This window comes from Aeromonas mytilicola subsp. aquatica, from assembly GCF_044336385.1.
Lineage (GTDB): Bacteria > Pseudomonadota > Gammaproteobacteria > Enterobacterales > Aeromonadaceae > Aeromonas > Aeromonas rivipollensis.
This window is the reverse complement of the sequence record NZ_CP172298.1, coordinates 580,262-601,418: the sequence shown is the minus strand read 5'-3', so window position 1 is coordinate 601,418 and position 21,157 is coordinate 580,262. Positions and strand designations below refer to the sequence as shown.

Here is a 21,157-nt window from a genome sequence, read left to right as displayed (position 1 = left end):
CTACTCCAATTCATTATTCTGACAAGCCGACATAGACGTCGTAGAGCTGTCCTTGCCGCTCGACGGTGACGGTCATTTCCGTGGCGCCCGCCACTTGCTGCATCGCCTGCATGGCCTGTGCGTTGTCCCGCAGATCCAGACCATTGATGCTGACCGCCAGATCGTTGGCGACCAGTCCGAGTTGATTGAACACTTCAGGATTGCTGCCCGGATTGAGGCGATAGCCGACCATGCGACCATCCACCCGGACCGGAGAAATATTGAGATAATCGGTGATCTTGCCAGGATTGCTCATCAATTCGCTGCGCACGGAAGAGAGCTCGGCCCCCTGTCGCGTCACCTTGGGCAGCGGCTTGCCGTACTCTTCCCCATCCAGCATCAGGGTCTCGTCACGGCCGTCCCGGGCTATGATGACCCTGTCGGCAAACACCTGACGGATCCTGGCCTGGGTGCCGTCGATGTAATCCCCTATGCCATAGGAGTTCTGCAGGCCGTTGTGGGCGATGATGGCGATGGACTTGCTGGGTTCTGTACTGGCCAGCACCCCGTTGAGCTGGGCATTGAGCTGGGTCTTGGGGGCATCGGCTGCGACGGCATCTGCCACCTTGTCGCCCTTGGGCTGCGGCGCCTTGCCAAACAGGGAGAGACGGCTGAGGTTGCCAAGATCGAGGCGGGCAGGTCCGGCGCCCTGGCCCGGAGTGACCGCTGGCTGCCAGGGCAGCGGCCGGGGGGATTGGGTGAGATCGAACAGACGCCAGGTGAGCACGGCGCACTGCTGGGCCAGCAACAGCAGCAGCAGCCAGAACAGAGGCTGGCTGAAACGGGAGAGTGGCACTGACTTGCAGCGAGCCAGAAGGGAGCTCAACAAGTCATCCCTGAACGGTAGCGTCATCTTTATCAAAATATTCTGGCATCCAAATCGGTTGGCTATTGTGTACGGCAATGGACCCAGAGACAACCGACCGGATGGGATCAAGCTGTGAAAATTCAGATTCCGTCACACCCCGCTTCCCCCTGTTTCTATCCCGGGCCCTGCCTCTGGTATAATCAGGCTCCCTTTTCAGCCATCCCGGAGCCGATCCATGTCGAATCCAGCACAAAGCAGCACTCAGGTCCGCCTCGACAAGTGGCTGTGGGCGGCACGCTTCTACAAGACCCGCAGCCTGGCGCGGGATCAGATCGACGGCGGCAAGGTGCACTACAACGGCCAGCGCAGCAAACCGGGCAAGGCCGTCGAGGTCGGTGCCCTCGTCCGTTTCTGGCAGGGCCAGGACGAACGGGAGGTGCGGGTGCTCGAGGTGAGCGAGCAGCGCAAGGCCGCCCCCCTGGCCCAGCTGCTCTATGAAGAGACCGAGGAAAGTCTGAAGAAACGGGCCCAGAACAGCGAGGCGAGGCGCTTCAACAGCCAGTTCGCCCCAAGCCCGGAGCGCCGCCCCGACAAGCAGGAGCGACGCCAGCTGATCAAGGTCAAGCAATACTGACTCGCCCTTGTGGCCCCTTTATGACGACAGGAGCGGGAATTAGTTCCTAACCACCTGTTTAACAATGTATTTATCTTTTCCCCCAGAAAACCCTAGGAAAGCATGATGAGTAACCAAGATCTCCTGTATCGCTATCTGTTCGAAGAGTACGAAGTCCGGGGGGAGCTGGTCCAGCTGGATAGTACCTATCGTCACATCGTCGATGCCCAGAACTACCCGGTCCAGGTACAGAAGCTGCTGGGTGAACTGCTGGTCGCCACCAGCCTGCTGACCGCCACCCTCAAGTTCGAAGGCTCCATCACAGTGCAGCTGCAAGGGGATGGCCCGGTGCGTCTGGCGGTGATCAACGGCGATCACAACCAGCAACTGCGCGGCGTGGCCCGCTATGAAGGGGAGCTGCCGACCGACGACAAGCTGCAGAGCCTGGTAGGCAACGGCCAGCTGGTGATCACCATCACCCCTGAAGAGGGCGAGCGCTATCAGGGCATCATAGCCCTCGAGGCCGACACCCTGGCGACCTGCCTCGAGCAGTACTTCGCCCAGTCCGAGCAACTCGCCACCCGGCTCTGGATCCGCACCGGCCACCACCAGGGCCAGCCCCGCGCTGCAGGCATACTGCTGCAGGAGCTGCCCGCCCGGAGCGAGGATCACGGCGCCGACTTCGACCACCTGATCCAGCTCACCAGCACCATCAAGGATGAAGAGCTGTTCGGTCTGGAGGCCGAAGAGATCCTCTACCGCCTCTACCATCAGGACAAGGTACGGGTGTTCGATCCCCAGGCGATCGAGTTCCGTTGCACCTGCTCCCGCGAGCGCTGCGAAGGGGCTCTGCTGCAGATAGAGAAGGAGGAAGCTGTGGCCATGGTGCAGGAGCTCGGCAAGATCGACATGCACTGCGATTACTGCGGCGCTCACTACCAATTTGATGGAATAGACATCGAAACCCTGTTCAGCGGGGCTCCCGGTAATGATGCAAACAAGTTACACTAAATAAAGGCGGGCAAAACCCGCCTTTAACTTAAATAACAAAAAAATACCCTATTTTATAAAGTTTGATGGCGATCGCTAAAAACTACCACCTAGGTAGTAGTATGGACGCCAGATAGAACCCTACACACCTCTGAACCCAGGAGAACATAATGACTATCGTGGTAGAACCCGCCCTGGCACAACAACTGAAACTGGACCAGTACGGTATCAAAAACAGCCAGGAAATCGTTCGCAACCCCTCCTATGAGCAGCTTTTCGCAGAAGAGACCCGCCCAGACTTGGAAGGATTCGAACGTGGCGTCGTTACCGAACTCGGCGCCGTCAATGTCAACACCGGCATCTTCACCGGTCGTTCCCCGAAAGATAAATATATCGTCAAGGACGGCACCACCCAGGATACTGTGTGGTGGTCTGACCAGGGCAAGAACGATAACAAGGCAATCACCCCGGAAGTGTGGTCAGATCTGAAATCCCTGGTGACCAAACAGCTCTCCGGCAAACGCCTGTTCGTGGTGGATGGCTACTGCGGCGCCAACCCTGACACCCGCCTGGCGGTGCGCATCATCACAGAGGTGGCCTGGCAGGCGCACTTCGTGAAGAACATGTTCATCCGCCCGAGCGAGGAAGAGCTTAAGACCTTCAAGCCGGACTTCGTGGTGATGAACGGTGCCAAGTGCACCAACCCGAACTGGAAGGAGCAGGGTCTCAACTCCGAGAACTTCGTCGCCTTCAACATGACAGAGAAGATGCAGCTCATCGGTGGCACCTGGTACGGTGGCGAGATGAAGAAGGGCATGTTCTCCATGATGAACTACTTCCTGCCCCTGCGCGGCATCGCCTCCATGCACTGCTCCGCCAACGTGGGCAAGGATGGGGACGTGGCCATCTTCTTCGGCCTCTCCGGTACCGGCAAGACCACCCTCTCCACCGATCCCAAGCGCCAGCTCATCGGTGACGACGAGCACGGATGGGACGACCACGGCGTGTTCAACTTCGAAGGGGGCTGCTACGCCAAGACCATCAAGCTCTCCAAGGAAGCCGAGCCGGATATCTACAACGCCATCCGTCGCGACGCCCTGCTGGAGAACGTGACGGTCGCAGCCGACGGCACCATAGACTTCGATGATGGCTCCAAGACCGAGAACACCCGCGTCTCCTACCCCATCTATCACATCGAAAACATCGTCAAGCCGGTCTCCAAGGCGGGTCACGCCAACAAGGTGATCTTCCTGACCGCCGACGCCTTCGGGGTGCTGCCTCCGGTCGCCAAGCTGACCAAGGAGCAGACCAAGTACCACTTCCTGTCAGGCTTCACCGCCAAGCTGGCCGGTACCGAGCGCGGCATCACAGAGCCGACGCCGACCTTCTCCTCCTGCTTTGGCGCCGCCTTCCTCAGCCTGCACCCGACCAAGTACGGTCAGGAGCTGGTGAAGCGGATGGAAGCCTCAGGAGCCGAAGCCTACCTGGTGAACACCGGCTGGAACGGCACCGGCAAGCGCATCTCCATCAAGGACACCCGGGCCATCATAGATGCCATCCTGGATGGTTCCATCGAGCAGGCGCCGACCAAGGTGCTGCCTATCTTCAACCTGGAAGTGCCGACCGAGCTGCACGATGTGAACCCGGCCATCCTCGACCCGCGCGACACTTATGCCGACCAGGCCGAGTGGGACGCCAAGGCCCAGGATCTGGCCCAGCGCTTCATCAAGAACTTCGAGCGCTTCACCGACAACGACGAAGGCAAACGCCTGGTCGCTGCGGGCCCGCAGCTGTAAGCTGCGCCCCGCCCAGGTGACAACCCCATACCGGTCAGCCCAGCTGGCCGGTATTTTTTTGGCCTATGCGCGGCATATGGCTCCCGCCAAACCTTGCCTTGCAGGCGGTTGCGCGTTAGATTCAGCCAAACTTTATACAATATACAATTTTGCAACCTGCCCGTGACTCAAGCATGACCCTACCCTACAAGACCCGAACCCAGATGGTGATGGAGAACCTCCGCGGCCGGATATTGCGTGGGGAGTTTCCCGCCGGCGCCCCCTTGCGCCAGGATGCCATCGCCAAGGAGCTGGCGGTGAGCCGCATTCCGGTGCGGGAGGCGCTGATGCAGCTGGAGGCCCAGGGGCTGGTGAAGTTCGAGGCCCATCGCGGCGCCGTGGTCACCATGCTGGACGCCTCGGCCATCGAGGAGCTCTTTTATTTGCGGGCGCTGCTGGAAGCCGATACCCTGTTCCACGCCGTCGACCTGATGACGGAGGAGACCTTCGCCAAGGCGCAAGCCATCCTGGCCCAGTTTGATCTGGCGCTGGAGTCCGGCACCCAGATCGAGCACTGGGCCGAGTTGAACCACAGTTTTCACGCCACCCTCTATCAGGCCGCCAATCGTCCCCAGGCACTGGATCTCATCGCCCAGATCAATCTGAGCTGCGATCGCTACGTGCGCTTCGAACTGCTGTTCGCCCAGGGCGGCGTGGACAAGGCCGAGCGCGAACACGCCCACCTGCTGGATCTGTGCCGCGCCCGCCGCAAGCACGAGGCCGTGGTCCTGCTCAAGCAACATATCGAGGCGGCAGGCCAGTCGATCCGACAGATCCTGGCAAGCGGCCACAATCAGTGAACACTCACATCATCACAATCTGGCAATAACGACATGAATCATTTCGAGATTATTGAAACCCGCGTCGCCCAGGTCAGGGCCACTCTGGCCACGTTGGAACTGGACGCCTTCATCGTTCCCCACGACGACGAGCACCTGGGGGAGTACATTCCCGCCTATGCCGAACGTCTGGACTGGATCACGGGTTTCAACGGCTCCGCCGGCCTCGCCATCATACTGGCGCAGCGGGCGGCCCTGTTCGTCGACGGTCGTTATACGGTGCAGGCCCGCATGCAGGCACCGGCCGAGCTGTTTGAGTTTCTTCACCTGAACGAAGATCCCCACGTCCAGTGGCTGGCAGAACAACTGCCGTCCGGCGCCCGGGTCGGCTTCGATCCCCGCCTGCACAGCCTCGCCTGGTACCAGAGCGCCAAGCCGATCCTGGCCGAGCGCGGCATAGCGCTGGTTCGGGTCGATGAGAACCCCATCGATCTGCACTGGAACGATCGCCCCGCCCCGACCAAGACCCCTGTCATCCTCTACAGCGAGGAGCTGGCGGGCCAGTCCAGCCAGGCCAAGCGCGAGCTGCTGGCGGCAGATCTGCGCAAGCGCGGGCTGGATGCCGTGCTGCTGACCCAGGCCGAGCCCATCAACTGGCTGCTCAACCTGCGTGGCCGCGACGTGGAGCGGCTGCCGGTGGTGCTGGGCTTTGCGGTGCTCTACGCCAACACCAGCATGGATTTCTTCGTCGACACCGACAAGATCGACTGCATCGCCTTCACCCGCCACGTGGGGCAGGATGTCTCCGTCTACCCCATCGACAAGCTGGGTGACGTGCTGCAGCGCATCGGCGAGGATCAGCAGAAGGTGCTGGCCGACCCCAACACTGCCAACGCCTGGACCCAGCTCACCATGGAAGAGGCGGGCGCCATCCTGGTGGCAGGGCAGGATCCGACCATGCTGCCCAAGGCGTGCAAGAACGCCGTGGAGCTGGCGGGCATGCAGCGCGCCCATCTGCGCGATGGCGTCGCCGTCACCCGCTTCCTCGCCTGGCTGGATCGCCTTATCGCCTCCGGCGACTATCAGGATATGGATGAGGGCACCCTGGCCGATCGCCTGGAAGCCTTCCGCCGCGAGCAGGATCACTACGTCGAGCCGAGCTTTGACACCATATCGGCGCTGGGCCCCAACGCCGCCATGTGTCACTACCGTCACACCAACGGCACCCCGCGCCCCTTCGGTCAGGACAGCATCTACCTGGTGGACTCCGGCGCCCAGTATCTTGACGGCACCACAGACATCACCCGTACCGTCAAGGTCGGTGAAGTCACCGACGAGCACAAGGCCATGTTCACCCGGGTGCTGCAGGGTCATATCGCCCTGGATCAGGCCCGCTTCCCCCGCGGCACCGCCGGCATCCAGCTCGACGTGCTGGCCCGCATGCCCCTGTGGCAGGCCGGTTACAACTACGACCATGGCACAGGCCACGGGGTCGGCCACTTCCTGAGCGTGCACGAAGGCCCGCAGCGCATCGCCCCCAAGGGCAGTCTGGTGGCCCTGCAACCGGGCATGGTGCTCTCCAACGAGCCGGGTTACTACCGCGAAGATGCCTTCGGCATCCGCTGCGAGAACCTGGTGGTGGTGACCGAGCTGGAGCAGGTGGGCGAGCTGGCGATGCTGGGCTTCGAACGGCTGACCTATGTGCCGTTCGATACCCGCCTCATCGATCGCAGCCTGCTGAGCCAGGCCGAGTTCCGCTGGATCAACGACTACCATGCCGAGGTCTACCGCCGCCTGAGCCCGCTGCTGGACGGCGAGGATCTCGCCTGGCTGGAGCAGGCGACCCGCCTCATCTGATCGCAGACAACCGAGTTTGTCCGGTGAAACAGGGCCTGCGGGCCCTGTTTTTTTGCCCTAAGAGCAGCCGATATCCCTTACCGGGCGCCGCGATCTGTTCATCTCCCCTGTCCGCCCTCCGAACCAGACCCGCTTGCATCGGCCTGACGGGCCCACTACCCTGTGCCCTCTTTTTGACTGCCCCCCGGCAGCCGCCATCACAGGAGCCCAGATGCAGCCGTCCCCCGTTTTGCGCATTGCCACCCACGCCGACATGCACGCCATCTGGCAGATAGACGCCGACGTCTTCGGGGAGGATGTCTACCCCGCCTTCTTCTTCCGTCAGGCCATGGATCTGTGGCCCGCCCTGCTGGTCGTGGCGGAACTGGAGGGCAGGCTGCTGGGTTATGCCCTGGGGGGCCTGGGTCAGGATCGGTCGCAGGGCTGGCTGCTCTCTCTGGCGGTGCGGCCCGAGGCCCGCGGCTTTGGCCTGGCCGAGCGCATGATGCTGCGAGTGGAGCAGGCACTGGCAGAGCTGCAGGTGGCGCGAGTCAGGCTGACCGTGGATCCGGCCAATCCGGCCCAGCGCCTCTACTTGCGCCTGGGCTACGCCCTGCTGGCCGAGGAGTCCGGCTATTTCGGCCCCGGGGAGGATCGCCTGCTGCTGGAAAAAGCCCTGACCTGACCCGTTTCGGGGCTGACCGCCGTTCAGGTCACATAATTGGTTACACTTTGCGGGTTTAATGCACAATCCGGTTGGCGTAGAGTGGATTGCATCAAACCGATTAACCCGATGCCCGCCCAGGAGGCCCATCATGTTGAAACGTATCGCTCTCGTTACCCTGCTGGCCGCCACTACCGCCATCACCGGCTGTGCCAACAGCGACGTCTACTCCGGCGATGTCTACACCAAGGATCGCGCCAAGCAGGTTCAGACCGTCAGCTACGGCACCATCATCTCCACCCGTCCGGTGAAGATCCAGGCCGATGAGAACTCCCTGATCGGCACCATAGGCGGCGCCGTGGTCGGTGGCCTGCTCGGCAGCACCATAGGGGGCGGTCGCGGCAGCGACATCGCCGCCGCCGGGGGTGCCATAGCAGGTGCCGCCGCGGGCAAGGCTGCCGGTGACAAGCTCAACCAGGTCGATGGCGTCGAGCTCGAGATCAAGAAAGAGAGCGGCGAGTCCATCGTCGTGGTGCAGAAGGCCAGCCCCACCTTCGTGCCCGGCGCCCGAGTCCGCATGACCCAGGGCAATGGCAGCATCAACGTGGCCGTGGTGAACTGAGCCCGGCGGGCGCTTTCCATCAGCCAACAAAAAGGTGAGCCTGGGCTCACCTTTTTTGCATTCAGTGCAAACCTGAACCCTCAAGAATCCAGGTGCAACCAGGCCGCTATGGCCAGTTGCAGGCCCACGAGATCGGCGCCGTGCAGCAGGGCCGAAAGCCGTTCTTCCCCCGCCTCTGCCAGCAAGCGCTGCTGCACCCTGAGTGCGGGCAACCAGGCAGGGGACTGCGCCAGGTTCTCGGCGGCCTCGGCCACCAGGTCACAACCCTGCAGCATCCCTTGCAGTGCCAGCGGCCGTTCCTCATCCTCGCACTCCAGCCAGAGCTGCTCGTGATGCTGCCAGAGCTGCAGGCCGAGCGTGATGCAGGCCTTGCCATCTAGCCCGCCGACATCCGGCAAGGGTTGCGCCGCCAGGGGCTTGCCGAGCCCCGCCAGCCGATAGCCGCGCTGCGCCTTGGATTGGGCCCCCAACCGGACGCCCCCCAGCTCCGCCAACCGCGCGGCCAGCCCGAACAGGGCGCGGGCGTCGCCTGACTTGAGCTCCAGCTCAAGCTCGTCGATCTCGGTGCGCCCCAGGGTGCCAACAATCTCCCCCCGATCCCAGGCCAGCTCTATCTGGGCCCCCTCGAAGGCGATGAGCCAGTGACGGCGCAGGAAGTCGGTGCTGAACTGGGCCACCAGACTGGACTGGATCTCGTCGCGCACGGCCAGACTCGGCCAGATGCCATCAGGGAAGGCGGACAGGGTCGGCAGATCCCCGCTCACCGGGGCATTGTATTCGGGTCTGGCGTGCAGCCCGCCGACCACCTGGCCACGGCATTTAATCGTCTGCTCGGAAAAATGGTCGCTGCGGCGGATCCGCAATCCCATGTCGAGCCGGCGTAAATCCAGCTTGGGCGTATCGAAATAGACATTGCCGAGCCTGACTTGCTCAGAGGAGATAATTTCAAGTGAATTCAGAAAGTTGGAGAGAGATTCTTGAATATTGCTGGTGACGAAAAACTTTATCTCGATCTCAGTTTGCATAGTCATTCCGGGCAGGCAGGCAACTTTGGGGGGCATGATCCGGGTCGCGAGGATATAATGCCAGCGATAGATAAGGATTAATTCACGGTTTTATTGATGGCACAGTTCGGTTATCCTGCGCCCCTCATAAAATCGTATCGAGTGTTTTTTCACCGACACAGGTTTGGCCATGCCAGTAAATACTATTTTGGGTCTTTTTGCCAAGTCCCCCATCAAGCCGCTGCAGAAGCATATCGTCAAGGTTCACCAGTGCTCCCAGCAATTGGTTCCCTTCTTTGATGCCGTTGCCGAAGACCGTTGGGAAGATGCCGAGAAAATCCGGCAACAGATAGCCCAGCTGGAAAAAGAAGCGGACATTCTCAAACGCGAAATTCGCCTCAAACTGCCTCGCGGTCTGTTTCTGCCGGTCGCCCGTACCGATCTGCTGGAACTGCTGACGCAACAGGACAAGATTGCCAACCGTGCCAAGGATATTTCCGGCCGCATGCTTGGCCGCAAAATGGAATTCCCCACCGAGATGCGTGCCGATTTCATGGCCTATCTCAAACGTTGTATCGATGCGACCGCCCAAGCCGAAAAAGCCATCGGAGAACTCGATGAGCTGCTCGAAACCGGCTTTAAAGGACGTGAAGTTGAAATGGTTGCCGAGATGATCCACCAGCTGGATCTTATCGAGGACGATACTGACACCATGCAGATCGGGCTGCGCCAACAGCTGCAAGCCGTTGAGCACAAGTACAATCCGATCGACGTTATGTTCCTCTACAAGATCCTCGAATGGGTAGGTGACCTGGCTGATCAGGCCGAGCGCGTTGGCGCCCGTCTGGAACTGATGCTGGCTCGTTCGTAATCGACTGACTGGGTAAACACTACTAATGGACATTATCGCAAATTACGGCACCACCCTGGTGCTCGTGGCGGCCTTGTTCGGCTTTTTGATGGCCTGGGGCATAGGTGCGAACGACGTCGCCAACGCCATGGGCACATCGGTCGGCACCAAGTCTCTGACCATACGTCAGGCGATCATCATCGCCATGATCTTCGAGTTCGCCGGTGCCTATCTGGCTGGCGGCGAAGTCACGGCGACCATCCGCAACGGCATCATAGATACCAATGCCTTCACCGATACCCCGGATCTGCTGGTGCTCGGCATGATAGCCTCCCTGCTGGCGGCCGGCCTCTGGCTGATCCTGGCCTCCTACTTCGGCTGGCCCGTCTCCACCACACACTCCATCATAGGAGCCATCGTCGGCTTCGCCGTGGTGAGCGTCGGCCCGGAAGCGGTGCAGTGGAGCAAGTTTGGCGGCATAGTCGGCTCCTGGGTGGTCACACCGGCCATCTCGGGCATCATCGCCTACTTCATGTTCATCAGCGTGCAGAAGCTCATCTTCAACACCGACAACCCGCTGGCCAACGCCAAGCGCTATGTCCCCTTCTACATGTTCCTGACCGCGCTGGTCATCTGTCTGGTGACCATCAAGAAGGGGCTGACCCACGTTGGTCTGCACCTGAGCGACGGCGAGGGGATACTGCTCTCCATCGCCATCTCGGTGACCCTCTCCATCGGCGGCTGGTTCTACATTCGCGGTCAGCAGTACAACCCGCAGGATGACAACAAGATGCACTTCGCCAACGTGGAGAAGGTGTTCGGCATCCTGATGGTGATCACCGCCTGTGCCATGGCCTTCGCTCACGGCTCCAACGACGTGGCCAACGCCATAGGCCCGCTCTCCGCCGTGGTATCCACAGTCGAGAGTGCCGGCCAGATCACCGGCAATTCCCACATCGCCTGGTGGATACTGCCCCTTGGCGGCATAGGTATCGTCATCGGTCTGGCCACCATGGGTGAGAAGGTGATGGCCACCGTTGGCACCGGCATCACCCACCTGACCCCGAGCCGTGGCTTCGCCGCCCAGCTGGCGACCGCCGCCACAGTGGTGATCGCCTCGGGTACAGGTCTGCCCATCTCCACCACCCAGACCCTGGTCGGTGCCGTGATGGGGGTGGGTCTGGCCCGTGGCATAGCCGCCCTGAACCTGGGGGTGCTGCGCAACATAGTGGTCTCCTGGGTCATCACCCTGCCCGCAGGTGCCATCCTGGCCATCGCCATCTTCTACGTGCTGCAGGCCTGCTTCTCTTAAGCAACCTCACAGCAAAAAGCCCGGGTCACTGACCCGGGCTTTTTTATGCCTCTGCGTTGCCTCAAACGGTCGCCGACGCTTAGTTCATCGACCCTGCAGAGGCGCTTATTCCTCGATAAAGGTCCACTCGTCGCGCACCCGGCTGATGGCATCGAGCCGGCGCTTGGCGAGTTGCTCGCGGATCCCCTCCCCCTTGAAGCCCGCCGCCACTATCTCCTTGACCGGCACAGCCTGGGCCGCAGCCAGGGCCTGGGCCACATAGTCCGGCTGGCTGTAGACCTTCTCTTCGAAACCGGTACGACCGTGGAAGTCGGCGCGGCAGGCATCGAGCAGCTGGGCGAAGCGATCCGGCCTGCGCCAGGCATCCGCCTTGTCGAACACCTTCAGCAGGGTCGGCGGCTTGAGATCGAAGGCGATGTGGATGTGGGTGTGCAGATCGCTCACCAGCAGGGCCAGATCGCGGCAGTCGTTCGGCACCCTGAACCGCTCGCAGAAATCCCGGATGAGCGGCAACCCTTTCTGGCCGTGGCCGTGATGGCTCGGCCAGAACGCGGGCGGGGTCAGGCCCTTGCCAAAGTCGTGGCAGAGGGCGGCGAAGCGGACCGGCAGATCCGGGGAGAGCTGGCAGGCCTGATCCAGCACCATCAGGGTGTGAATGCCGGTGTCTATCTCAGGGTGCCACTTGGCGGGGGCCGGCACCCCGAACAGGGCATCCAGCTCGGGAAAGAGCGCCTTGAGGGCGCCACAGTCGCGCAATACCTCGAAGAAGACCCTGGGAGTCTGCCCCAGCAGCACCTTCTCCAGCTCCTTCCAGACCCGCTCCGGGGTCAGGTGGGCCAGCTCGCCGGCGTCGGTCATCTCCCGCATCAGGGCCAGGGTCTCGGGGGCCACCACGAAACCCTGCTCATGGAAACGGGCGGCGAAGCGCGCCACCCGCAGGATGCGCAGGGGATCCTCGGCGAAGGCCGGGGAGACGTGGCGCAGCAGCCGCGCCTCCAGATCCCGGAGGCCGCCATAGGGATCGTGCAGTTGCCCGCTCTCATCTTCGGCGATGGCGTTGATGGTGAGATCCCGGCGCAGCAGATCTTGTTCGAGCGTCACCTCGGGGGCGGCGTGACAGACGAAGCCGGTATAGCCCTGCCCCTGCTTGCGCTCGGTGCGCGCCAGGGCGTACTCCTGCTGGGTGCTGGGGTGGAGAAACACCGGAAAGTCGCGGCCGACCTGGGTGAACCCCAGGTTCAGCATCTGTTCCACAGTGGCACCGACCACCAGATGGTCCCTGTCCCCCTGGGGCAATCCCAACAGGCGGTCACGGACCGCCCCCCCAACCAGATAAATCTGCACGCGCACTCTCCCTCGATAAACCTGCCTCGATGATACCGCTTTTGGCCGTCATAGACGATGCGCCCGCAAGAGGCCCGCCCGCCACCCCGGGAGAAAGCACCGGAAGATGGCCGCTTATTGCCATAATCCGGGCGCGATCACCCCAGGCATTTGGGGCACCGGCTATGATGCCCCTCTTATGGCGTCCGGGTCTTTGACATCCCTCTGGGGAGGCTTTAACCTGCCGCCCATAACAATGGAATGGATCCTTATGTACACACAGTTCTTCGGTCTGTCGGAGCCCCCGTTCTCCATCTCGCCCAACCCCAAATACCTCTATATGAGCGAACGTCACGGGGAGGCCCTCGCCCACCTCAACTACGGGTTGCAGGACGGTGGCGGCTTCGTGCTGCTGACGGGGGAAGTGGGTACGGGCAAGACCACAGTCTCCCGCTGCCTGCTCCAGCAGTTGCCCGCCGAGACCGAGATCGCCTACATCCTCAATCCTTCCCTGACCGAGCGGGATCTGCTGGCGGCCATCTGTGACGAGTTCCAGTTGCCCTATGCCCAGGAGGCCAGCCTCAAGCAGCTGTTCGATCTCATTCGCGATCACCTGCTGGCCAATCTGGCGGCGGGCAAGCGCAGCGTGGTGCTGGTGGATGAAGCCCAGCATCTGCTCCCCGGCGTGCTGGAGCAGTTGCGACTGCTCACCAATCTGGAGACAGACGAGAAGAAGCTGCTGCAGGTGGTGCTCATCGGCCAGCCGGAGCTGCAACAGATGTTGCGCCAGCCCCTGCTGCGCCAGCTGGCCCAGCGCATCACGGCCCGCTATCACCTGCTGCCGCTCTCCCGCCAGGACGTGGATGCCTATGTGCGCTTCCGGCTGCAGGTGGCAGGCTGCGTCCAGCCCATCTTCACTCCCAAGGCGATCCAGACCCTGCATCGCCTCTCCGGCGGCATCCCGCGCCTCATCAACCTCATCTGCGATCGCGCCCTGATCGCCGCCTTCGCCCGCGGCAGCCACAAAATAGTGCACGGCGACATCAGCCAGTCGGCCTATGAAGTGAGCGGCATTCGCGACGAGGGCACCTGGCAGTCCGGCCTGCTGGTCGCGCTGGCCGGCGCCCTGCTGGTCGCCACCGGCTGGTGGGGCTGGCAGTGGTTCGGGGTCTTCCCGACCCGCCCCCTGGTCAAGGTGGAAGTGCCGGTCAAGGTGGATGACACCCCTGAGCAGCAGGAGCAGCTGACCCGCGCCATCAATCAGGCACTGGACCCCGGTGTGGCCATGCAGAATCTCTACAGGGTGTGGGGCTACCAGACCGAGCTGGAGGAGTCGACCTGTGACGACGCCCCCCGCGCCGGGCTGCGCTGCCAGGAGGGGGAAGCCAGCCTGGCACAACTGCAGGCCCTGCAACACCCGGCCCTCATCAGCCTGACCGACGAGACCGGCGGCCTCTACTATGCCACCCTGGTGAGTCTCGGGCCGGACAAGGCCTCCTTGCTCATCGGCAATCAGAGCTGGCAGGTGGACAGGCAGTGGCTCTCCGACGCCTGGGGGGGCAGTTATACCCTGCTGTGGCGCATGCCCAAGGGCGGGGTGACCCTGATCGGCAGCAATGCCGGTGCAACCCAGGTGCAGTGGCTGGACAATGCGCTGAGCCGCGCCATGCAGCAACCGGATCGCAAGGTGAGCCGCTTCGATGCCACCCTCAAGAACAAGCTGCAGCAGTTCCAGCGCGAGCAGGGACTGACCCCGGACGGCATCGCTGGCAGCAATACCCTGCTGCGCCTGAATGCCGTGGCCGGTGAACCCATGCCGAGGCTGGAGGATGAATCCCTGCGTGCCAGCACCCCTGTCGATCTGGATGCCGTGGTGGATGACGCCATGGATCCCCTGGTGGAGGAGGCCTCCTGATGTCTACCCTGCTCAAGGCCTTGCGCCGCGCCGATCAACCCCAGTTTACCCCCCACATGCCCCTCATGGGCCTGCCCGTGAGCCAGGAGGAGGAGCCTGACCGCCGCTGGATCTGGTGGCTGCTGGCGCCCCTTGCCCTGATCATGGGGGCGGCCGCCAACTATGGCTGGCACCTCTACCACCTCAAGCCCATCGAACAGCAGATCGAGGTGAAGGAGGTGGTGACGCCCCCCTTCGTGCGGGTCGAACCCAGACCCATGATCACCCGCCCGCTGCCTCCGCCCCTGCCAGAACCCGTGGTGCAGCCCAAAGCCGTTGCCACCGCGACGTCGACCGCCGGCAACGGCAACGGCACCCAGAGCCTGGCAGAGCGCATCATGATGGCCCTCAACAACACCCCGCTGGTGGAAGAGACGGCGCCCCAGGCCCAGCCCCAGTCCGGCGCCATGCCGATCAGCGCCCTGGATCCTGCGCTGAAGCAGCAGGTGCCTCCCCTGACCTATGGCGCCCACAACTTCTCCTCCGACCCGGCCAAACGCGCCGTGGTGCTCAACGGGCGGGAGTTGCACGAGGGCAGCGAGGTCGCCCCCGGGGTGCTGCTGGTCGCCATCGCCCAGGATTACATCATCCTGCAGGTCGGCGGTCAGCATGTCAGCCTCAAGGCGCTGCAGGACTGGCGCGGCTGAGCGAGCCACAATGGCAAGCCGGGCCTGCGGGCCTGGCCGGCATTTCAAGAGGGAGCCCGAGAGCTCCCCTTTTTAATCAAAACATGAGAACCCCGTGAGCCATTCAGATAACAGCACTTTCGCCACCCGGGCGTTGTACTGGTATCAGCACAAAGACTGCTGCACGTGGATTAATTTTGTTTTAAATCAATTGCATGAGAACAATGTGAGCAACTCAGATAACGCGACTTTCGCCACCCGGATCCTGGACTGGTACCAGATCCACGGCCGCAAGACCCTGCCCTGGCAGGAGGACAAGACCCCCTACCGGGTCTGGGTCTCCGAGATCATGCTGCAGCAGACCCAGGTAGCCACCGTCATCCCCTACTATCAGCGCTTCATGGCCCGCTTCCCCGATGTGCTGGCGCTGGCCGACGCCCCCATCGACGAGGTGCTGCACCACTGGACCGGGCTCGGTTACTACGCCCGCGCCCGCAACCTGCACAAGGCGGCCCAGCAGATCCGCGATCTGCACGGCGGCCTGTTTCCGGAGCGGCTGGACGAGGTGATGGCCCTGCCCGGGATAGGTCGCTCCACCGCCGGGGCCGTGCTCTCCCTCTCCCTCGGTCAGCCCCACGCCATTCTGGACGGCAACGTCAAGCGGGTGCTCACCCGCTGGCTGGCGCTGCCGGGCTGGCCAGGCCAGAAGCAGGTGGAAAACGATCTCTGGGAGCTGGCGACCCGCCTCACCCCGAGGCTAGGGGTGGCCCACTACAACCAGGCCATGATGGACATGGGCGCCACCGTCTGCACCCGCAGCAAGCCCGCCTGTGATCGCTGCCCGGTGCAGGCCGATTGCCAGGGGCTGTCGCAGGGCAACCCCACCGCCTACCCCAACAGCAAACCGAAGAAGAGCATTCCGGCCCGCAACGGCATCATGCTGATCATTCGCCACGGCGACCAGCTGTTGCTGGAGAAGCGGCCCCCCCAGGGGATCTGGGGCGGCCTCTACTGCTTCCCCCAGGTGGAGTCCCTGGCCGAGATCGAAGGGCGCCTGCAGGGGCTGGGTCTCGATGAGACCGGCTACCAGGAGCTCGCTGGATTTCGCCACACTTTCAGTCACTTCCACCTCGATATTCGGCCCTTGCTGATCGAAATGGCTGCCCCGCCGCCCCCCTTGCTCATGGAAGCGGATTCCCGACTCTGGTATAACTTACGCCATCCTGCCGAGGTGGGATTGGCGGCCGCCACGGCCCGCCTGCTCGCCTACCCAGACTTACAACCACAGAGGTCAACATGAGCCGTACCGTATTTTGCCAGCGTCTGAAAAAAGAGGGTCCTGGCCTGGATTTCCAACTCTATCCCGGCGAACTCGGCAAGCGGATCTTTGACAACATCAGCAAGGAAGCCTGGACCGAATGGCAGAAGAAACAGGTGATGCTGATCAACGAGAAGAAGCTGAACATGATGAATCTCGAGCATCGCCAACTGCTGGAAAAAGAGATGGTGAACTACCTGTTTGAAGCGGGTGAAGTGGCCATCGACGGTTACACCCCTCCCAGCCAGTAAACCGAGTCGTCGAGCAGGGCGCAGAGTGCCGAAGCCCGGCATCTGCGGCCATGGGGCTCCCGGCACTGTGCCAATGCGTTGTCCCCGTGATCCAGGTGAGTGCCCATCGACGGCTTGCCCTCTTCTGGTTCAAGGCAAATGAGTGACGGGCGGCCCCACCGCCCAGTTTGAGGATCTTATGGGTCGAATTTTTTGGCTGCTGTGCGCCCTGCTGTTTCTCTCTGCCTGCTCCTCTTCTCCCAAACCCGGGGCAGAAGACGAGGATCTGGTCAACGGCAAGGACATCCGCGGCTTCGAACACATGATCAGTGCGCTCTCCCATAACGTGAACGAGATATGGGGACGCGAGGCACTGTTTGCGGGCAAGTTTGACTACGTCAAATACACGGATCAATACAAGAGCCGGGCCCACGTCGACTTCTCCAGCGGTCACATCATGGTGGAGACTGTCTCGGGCATAGATCCCCGCGCCCACCTGCGCCGTGCCATCATAGAGACGCTGCTGACCCCGGACGATCCGGCGGAAGTGGATCTCTATTCGGACAGAGAGATCATGCCGGGTGGCGAACCCTTCCTCTATGGCCAGGTGCTGGACACCCAGGGTCAGGCCATCCGTTCCGGCTGGCGCGCGGAGCGCTATGCCGACTACCTGCTGGCCAGCGCGATGAAGAAGCGCACCCTCGGCATCCGCACCATCTTCTTCGTCGATATCCCCATGGTGGCCAACCATGAGGACAAGCGCGGCTACAAGTACGCCAGCATCATCCGCGAGGCCTCCCGCAAATACGGCGTCGCCGAGAGCCTGATCTATGCGGTGATCAAGACAGAGAGCAGCTTCAACCCCTATGCGGTCAGCCATGCCAATGCCTATGGCCTGATGCAGGTGATCCCGGCCACCGCCGGACGGGACGTCTATGTGCGGGTCAAGGGCAAGAACGGCCAGCCGACCCGGGAGGATCTGTTCAATCCGGCCTACAACATAGACGTGGGGACTGCCTATCTGCACCTGCTGCAGACCGTCTATCTGGCGGATATCCAGGATCCCCAATCCCGTCGCTATGCGGTGATCTCCGCCTACAACGGCGGGGCGGGCGGGGTGCTCAACACCTTCTCCAGCAACCGCAAGGCGGCCCCTGACATGATTAACCGCCTCTCTCCCGAGGCTGTCTATCAGGTGCTGACCGAGCAGCACCCCAAGGCGGAGGCCCGTCGCTACCTCTACAAGGTCAATCAGGCCGAGAAGGGGTTCAAGCGTACCGTCGCCGTCCGGGCGGGCTGACGGCAGACACAAAAACAGCAAGGGCGCTTATGTAGCGCCCTTGCTGTCAGCATGGTCTGCGAACTTACTTGGCGATGAAGCCGCCCTTGCTCTGGGGAGCGGCACCTACCTTCTCCAGGTGCTCGACCTCTACCTCTGTCTTGTTCCAGCTGTGGTCAACCTCGCCGCGGATGCGGATCAGATCGTTCGGGCCCACTTCGACACCGCGCCACACGTCCCCGTCCACTTCCACTTCCACTTCGCCGCTCTCATCGCGGAAAGTGTAGTTCTCGCCGCCAAGGTGCTTGACCAGCTTGCCTTCCAGGGTCACCCACTGATCATCTGCCACGTCTTTCAACTGCGCGACCGAGACCTTGTTCTGCTCCTGGGGGCCAGTGTAGGCCGCCATGGCGAAAGAAGAGACGGACATCAGGGCCACCAGGCCGATTACCTTTGCTTTGTTCATTTTCACGCTCCTGTCATTGGGGTATGCAGGCATCTTGCCCGGGCTGGCGTGAAACAAACGTGAAGCCTCCCCCATCCAGGGGAGACCAATGTGACCGCAATCGATTTAATGGCCATGGCTTGCTGCAAGATTGTATTCGAGTGGATACCGTGCAGCCTGGCAACAGGGGTCCCCAGCCCCTTGCCTTCGAGGAACAGCCCGCAGGCAGCGCCTGCATCCACTCCATGAGAACAGCAAGATGAACAAATGGCTTCTGTGTTTACTGGGGCTCTTCGCCCTGACGGCCCATGCCGCCGAGACGCGTCCCCCCTTCTCCCGCATAGTGATGTTCGGCGACAGCCTCTCCGACACCGGCAAGATGTACGGCAAGATGCGCGGCTATCTTCCCTCCAGCCCGCCCTACTACCAGGGCCGCTTCTCCAACGGCCCCGTCTGGCTGGAGCGGCTGACCCAGCCGTTCCCGGGGCTGAAAATAGTCAATGAAGCGGAGGGGGGCGCCACCGCCGTGGCCTACAACAAGATCTCCTGGAACCCCAAGTATCAGGTCATCAACAATCTGGACTATGAGATCACCCAGTTCCTGGAGAAGGACAGCTTCAAGGAGGACGATCTGGTGATCCTCTGGGTCGGCGCCAACGACTATCTGGCCTATGGCTGGAATACCGAGCTGGACGCCAAGCGGGTGCGCGACGTCATCAGCGACTCGGCCAACCGCATGGTGCTTCATGGGGCAAAACAGATCCTGCTGTTCAACCTGCCGGATCTGGGCCAGAACCCCTCGGCCCGCAGCCAGAAGGTGGTGGAGGCGGCCAGCCATGTCTCCCGCTATCACAACGAGCTGTTGCTGAACCTGGCACGCCAGCTTGCCCCCACCGGCATGGTGAAGCTGTTCGAGATCGACAAGCAGTTCGCCGAGATGCTGCGGGATCCGCAGAATTTCGGCCTGAGCGACACAGAGAACGCCTGCTACGGCGGGGGCTATGTGTGGAAGCCGTTCTCGTCCCGCAGCGCCGCCACCGACAGCCAGCTTGCCCCCTTCAATGCGCAGGAGCGCCTCGCCATCGCCGGCAACCCCTTGCTGGCCCAGGCCGTTGCCAGTCCGATGGCTCGCCGCAGCGCCAGCGAGCTCAACTGTGAAGGCAAGATGTTCTGGGATCAGGTCCACCCGACCACGGCCGTGCACGCCGCCCTGAGCGAGCGCGCCGCCACCTTCATCGAACGGGAGTACGAGTTCATCCCCCAGTGATGGGTAAGCAGATGCAAGAGGCCGACTTCACGTCGGCTTCTTTATTGGACCTGACTGGCACCCACAACGAACCAATAAAACTCGTATGACACTCATCACAGAATCGGGTCATACCCCCACAGTCATCAGCCGACTCCTCTATGATGCACATTGTTATCACAATATGTTTTATATCAGTTGCTTGTGATTTTAAAAAAGCGAGCTATTTTTAAGCGAGTTGCGGCTCGAAAAAGGCCCAACCCATGAGGCGAGGCGACACAAATTCGATCTCTCCCACAGACAAATTGCAGAGGCTTCATATGAACAAAACACTGATTACCTTGCTGGTTTCAGGCTTGCTTGCGGCCAACGCTCAGGCAGCCGGACAAGACAATACCTGGTATGGCGGTGCCAAACTGGGTTGGTCCAACTTCTACGGCGTCGACGAGAGCAACAGCATCTCCACCGAAGACAAGGATGACGACGAAGTGGGCGCCGGTGTCTTCGCCGGTTACCAGATCAACCAGAACCTGGGGATCGAGCTCGGTTACGACTACCTTGGCAAACTCAAATACAACGGCACCCGAAATGCAGCCGTCTTCAACGACGATGTCGAGGCGCAGCTGGCGCAGCTGACCCTGAAGCTCGGCTTCCCGGTAGCTGAAAACCTGGATCTCTATGGTCGCGTCGGCGGTGGTTACGGCTGGACCAGCAGCGACAAGCTGGACAACGACAACGACTTCACCTTCGTCGGTGCGCTTGGCGCCGAGTACGCCTTCAACCTGGACTGGGCTGCTCGCCTCGAGTACCAATACAGCACCCCTTACGGCAGTCGTGAAGACACCGGCCTGCGCATGGACAACGGCCTGCTCTCCCTGGCCGCCGTCTATCGCTTCGGCCAGGTCCCGCCGGCCATGCCGGTTGCAGCCCCGGCCCCGGCCCCCGAGCCCGTGGTGGTCGACAAGCAGTTCACCCTGAGTTCGGATGTGCTGTTTGACTTCAACAAGGCCACCCTCAAGCCGGAAGCCGGCCAGGCACTGGATACCCTCTACACCCAGATTGAGGAAGCCAGACCCAAGGATGGCTCTGCCACCGTCATCGGCTATACCGACCGTCTCGGCTCCGATGCCTATAACCAGAAGCTGTCCGAGCAGCGCGCACAGACAGTCGCCGACTATCTGGTTGGCAAGGGGCTGCCTGCCGGCAAGGTCAACGTGGAAGGGCACGGCGAGAGCTCTCCTGTCACCGGCGAGAGCTGCACCAGCCAGTCCAGGCGTGACCTGATCGTCTGCCTGGCCCCGGATCGCCGGGTAGAGGTCAAGGTACAAGGGGTATCGGAAGTTCAGCAATAACCCCAGCGTCAGATAACAAAACGGGAGGCCCA

At 62.0% G+C, this 21,157-nt stretch carries 20 protein-coding genes; 16 read left to right on the top strand and 4 right to left on the bottom strand.

The features are described 5' to 3' along the window. Positions 1-13: 13 nt before the first annotated feature. Positions 14-865, bottom strand: a complete 852-nt coding sequence (gene exeC / locus ACFWHB_RS03010; RefSeq protein WP_395949428.1) for a GspC family type II secretion system variant ExeC — start codon at positions 863-865, stop codon at positions 14-16. Between the two features lie 217 nt (positions 866-1,082). Here exeC and hslR point away from each other — a divergent pair, with 217 nt between their 5' ends. The 7 genes from hslR to ACFWHB_RS02975 all read left to right on the top strand — a co-directional run bounded on the left by hslR (position 1,083) and on the right by ACFWHB_RS02975 (position 8,186). Next, positions 1,083-1,481 carry a ribosome-associated heat shock protein Hsp15 gene (gene hslR, locus ACFWHB_RS03005; protein ID WP_139745297.1) on the top strand — a complete coding sequence of 133 codons (399 nt, stop codon included), beginning with the start codon at positions 1,083-1,085 and terminating at the stop codon, positions 1,479-1,481. 105 nt (positions 1,482-1,586) lie between these two features. Continuing rightward, positions 1,587-2,471 (top strand): Hsp33 family molecular chaperone HslO, encoded by an 885-nt coding sequence (hslO, locus tag ACFWHB_RS03000; protein WP_162627216.1) that lies wholly within the window; start codon positions 1,587-1,589, stop codon positions 2,469-2,471. Positions 2,472-2,620: 149 nt separating this feature from the next. Next, entirely contained in the window at positions 2,621-4,246 is a 1,626-nt protein-coding gene (pckA, locus tag ACFWHB_RS02995) for a phosphoenolpyruvate carboxykinase (ATP) (protein ID WP_106885740.1), read from the top strand. A 173-nt stretch (positions 4,247-4,419) separates the two neighbouring features. Further along, on the top strand, positions 4,420-5,085 hold the full coding sequence (locus ACFWHB_RS02990) for a GntR family transcriptional regulator (RefSeq protein WP_395949427.1): 666 nt from the start codon (positions 4,420-4,422) through the stop codon (positions 5,083-5,085). A 33-nt stretch (positions 5,086-5,118) separates the two neighbouring features. Continuing rightward, positions 5,119-6,921: an aminopeptidase P family protein gene (locus ACFWHB_RS02985; RefSeq protein ID WP_395949426.1), complete on the top strand. Its 1,803-nt coding sequence runs from the start codon at positions 5,119-5,121 to the stop codon at positions 6,919-6,921. A 211-nt stretch (positions 6,922-7,132) separates the two neighbouring features. Further along, positions 7,133-7,585 carry a GNAT family N-acetyltransferase gene (locus tag ACFWHB_RS02980; protein ID WP_289985470.1) on the top strand — a complete coding sequence of 151 codons (453 nt, stop codon included), beginning with the start codon at positions 7,133-7,135 and terminating at the stop codon, positions 7,583-7,585. A 130-nt stretch (positions 7,586-7,715) separates the two neighbouring features. Then, positions 7,716-8,186, top strand: coding sequence for a glycine zipper 2TM domain-containing protein (locus ACFWHB_RS02975; RefSeq protein WP_106885736.1), 471 nt, complete (start codon positions 7,716-7,718; stop codon positions 8,184-8,186). An 80-nt stretch (positions 8,187-8,266) separates the two neighbouring features. Here ACFWHB_RS02975 and ACFWHB_RS02970 read toward each other — a convergent pair whose 3' ends face one another. Then, entirely contained in the window at positions 8,267-9,211 is a 945-nt protein-coding gene (locus ACFWHB_RS02970) for a CYTH domain-containing protein (protein ID WP_290029145.1), read from the bottom strand. Between the two features lie 169 nt (positions 9,212-9,380). On the opposite strand from ACFWHB_RS02970, the gene ACFWHB_RS02965 reads away from it, so the two are divergent. After that, entirely contained in the window at positions 9,381-10,061 is a 681-nt protein-coding gene (locus ACFWHB_RS02965; RefSeq protein WP_025328355.1) for a TIGR00153 family protein, read from the top strand. A 25-nt stretch (positions 10,062-10,086) separates the two neighbouring features. Beyond that, positions 10,087-11,352: an inorganic phosphate transporter gene (locus ACFWHB_RS02960; protein ID WP_106885734.1), complete on the top strand. Its 1,266-nt coding sequence runs from the start codon at positions 10,087-10,089 to the stop codon at positions 11,350-11,352. A 105-nt stretch (positions 11,353-11,457) separates the two neighbouring features. Here the strand turns inward: ACFWHB_RS02960 and ACFWHB_RS02955 are convergent, their stop codons facing one another. Continuing rightward, positions 11,458-12,696: a multifunctional CCA addition/repair protein gene (locus ACFWHB_RS02955; protein WP_111910543.1), complete on the bottom strand. Its 1,239-nt coding sequence runs from the start codon at positions 12,694-12,696 to the stop codon at positions 11,458-11,460. 250 nt (positions 12,697-12,946) lie between these two features. Between ACFWHB_RS02955 and ACFWHB_RS02950 the strand changes: the two genes are divergently transcribed. The 5 genes from ACFWHB_RS02950 (at position 12,947) to mltC (ending at position 18,103) form a co-directional block, all read left to right on the top strand. Further along, entirely contained in the window at positions 12,947-14,590 is a 1,644-nt protein-coding gene (locus tag ACFWHB_RS02950; RefSeq protein WP_162627217.1) for an ExeA family protein, read from the top strand. Beyond that, complete coding sequence (gene exeB, locus ACFWHB_RS02945) at positions 14,590-15,276, top strand: GspB family T2SS assembly factor variant ExeB (RefSeq protein ID WP_395949425.1); 687 nt, start codon at positions 14,590-14,592, stop codon at positions 15,274-15,276. The genes ACFWHB_RS02950 and exeB overlap by 1 nt, the downstream gene beginning before the upstream one ends. A 205-nt stretch (positions 15,277-15,481) precedes the next feature. After that, complete coding sequence (mutY, locus tag ACFWHB_RS02940; protein WP_395949424.1) at positions 15,482-16,555, top strand: A/G-specific adenine glycosylase; 1,074 nt, start codon at positions 15,482-15,484, stop codon at positions 16,553-16,555. After that, the gene (locus tag ACFWHB_RS02935) at positions 16,552-16,824 is read left to right on the top strand and encodes an oxidative damage protection protein (protein ID WP_025328361.1); all 273 of its coding nucleotides are present in this window, start codon (positions 16,552-16,554) and stop codon (positions 16,822-16,824) included. Before mutY ends, ACFWHB_RS02935 begins: the two co-directional genes overlap by 4 nt. Positions 16,825-17,002: 178 nt before the next feature. Continuing rightward, on the top strand, positions 17,003-18,103 hold the full coding sequence (mltC, locus tag ACFWHB_RS02930; protein WP_106885730.1) for a membrane-bound lytic murein transglycosylase MltC: 1,101 nt from the start codon (positions 17,003-17,005) through the stop codon (positions 18,101-18,103). A gap of 64 nt (positions 18,104-18,167) precedes the next feature. Here the strand turns inward: mltC and ACFWHB_RS02925 are convergent, their stop codons facing one another. After that, the gene (locus ACFWHB_RS02925) at positions 18,168-18,548 is read right to left on the bottom strand and encodes a YgiW/YdeI family stress tolerance OB fold protein (RefSeq protein ID WP_106885729.1); all 381 of its coding nucleotides are present in this window, start codon (positions 18,546-18,548) and stop codon (positions 18,168-18,170) included. 238 nt (positions 18,549-18,786) lie between these two features. Here ACFWHB_RS02925 and ACFWHB_RS02920 point away from each other — a divergent pair, with 238 nt between their 5' ends. Continuing rightward, positions 18,787-19,794, top strand: a complete 1,008-nt coding sequence (locus ACFWHB_RS02920) for an SGNH/GDSL hydrolase family protein (protein WP_171276895.1) — start codon at positions 18,787-18,789, stop codon at positions 19,792-19,794. Positions 19,795-20,093: 299 nt separating this feature from the next. Beyond that, positions 20,094-21,125, top strand: a complete 1,032-nt coding sequence (gene ompA / locus ACFWHB_RS02915) for a porin OmpA (RefSeq protein ID WP_395949423.1) — start codon at positions 20,094-20,096, stop codon at positions 21,123-21,125. The last annotated feature ends 32 nt before the right edge of the window (positions 21,126-21,157 follow it).

Bases quoted from the DNA above. Each gene is read 5' to 3' on its own strand.
- ompA (WP_395949423.1), top strand. From the start codon at position 20,094: ATGAACAAAACACTGATTACCTTGCTGGTTTCAGGCTTGCTTGCGGCC.
- mltC (WP_106885730.1), top strand. From the start codon at position 17,003: ATGGGTCGAATTTTTTGGCTGCTGTGCGCCCTGCTGTTTCTCTCTGCC.
- hslO (WP_162627216.1), top strand. From the start codon at position 1,587: ATGAGTAACCAAGATCTCCTGTATCGCTATCTGTTCGAAGAGTACGAA.
- ACFWHB_RS02960 (WP_106885734.1), top strand. From the start codon at position 10,087: ATGGACATTATCGCAAATTACGGCACCACCCTGGTGCTCGTGGCGGCC.
- ACFWHB_RS02975 (WP_106885736.1), top strand. From the start codon at position 7,716: ATGTTGAAACGTATCGCTCTCGTTACCCTGCTGGCCGCCACTACCGCC.
- ACFWHB_RS02980 (WP_289985470.1), top strand. From the start codon at position 7,133: ATGCAGCCGTCCCCCGTTTTGCGCATTGCCACCCACGCCGACATGCAC.
- ACFWHB_RS02925 (WP_106885729.1), bottom strand. From the start codon at position 18,548: ATGAACAAAGCAAAGGTAATCGGCCTGGTGGCCCTGATGTCCGTCTCT.
- ACFWHB_RS02985 (WP_395949426.1), top strand. From the start codon at position 5,119: ATGAATCATTTCGAGATTATTGAAACCCGCGTCGCCCAGGTCAGGGCC.
- ACFWHB_RS02965 (WP_025328355.1), top strand. From the start codon at position 9,381: ATGCCAGTAAATACTATTTTGGGTCTTTTTGCCAAGTCCCCCATCAAG.
- pckA (WP_106885740.1), top strand. From the start codon at position 2,621: ATGACTATCGTGGTAGAACCCGCCCTGGCACAACAACTGAAACTGGAC.
- exeB (WP_395949425.1), top strand. From the start codon at position 14,590: ATGTCTACCCTGCTCAAGGCCTTGCGCCGCGCCGATCAACCCCAGTTT.
- ACFWHB_RS02950 (WP_162627217.1), top strand. From the start codon at position 12,947: ATGTACACACAGTTCTTCGGTCTGTCGGAGCCCCCGTTCTCCATCTCG.
- ACFWHB_RS02990 (WP_395949427.1), top strand. From the start codon at position 4,420: ATGACCCTACCCTACAAGACCCGAACCCAGATGGTGATGGAGAACCTC.
- ACFWHB_RS02920 (WP_171276895.1), top strand. From the start codon at position 18,787: ATGAACAAATGGCTTCTGTGTTTACTGGGGCTCTTCGCCCTGACGGCC.
- ACFWHB_RS02935 (WP_025328361.1), top strand. From the start codon at position 16,552: ATGAGCCGTACCGTATTTTGCCAGCGTCTGAAAAAAGAGGGTCCTGGC.
- hslR (WP_139745297.1), top strand. From the start codon at position 1,083: ATGTCGAATCCAGCACAAAGCAGCACTCAGGTCCGCCTCGACAAGTGG.
- ACFWHB_RS02970 (WP_290029145.1), bottom strand. From the start codon at position 9,211: ATGCAAACTGAGATCGAGATAAAGTTTTTCGTCACCAGCAATATTCAA.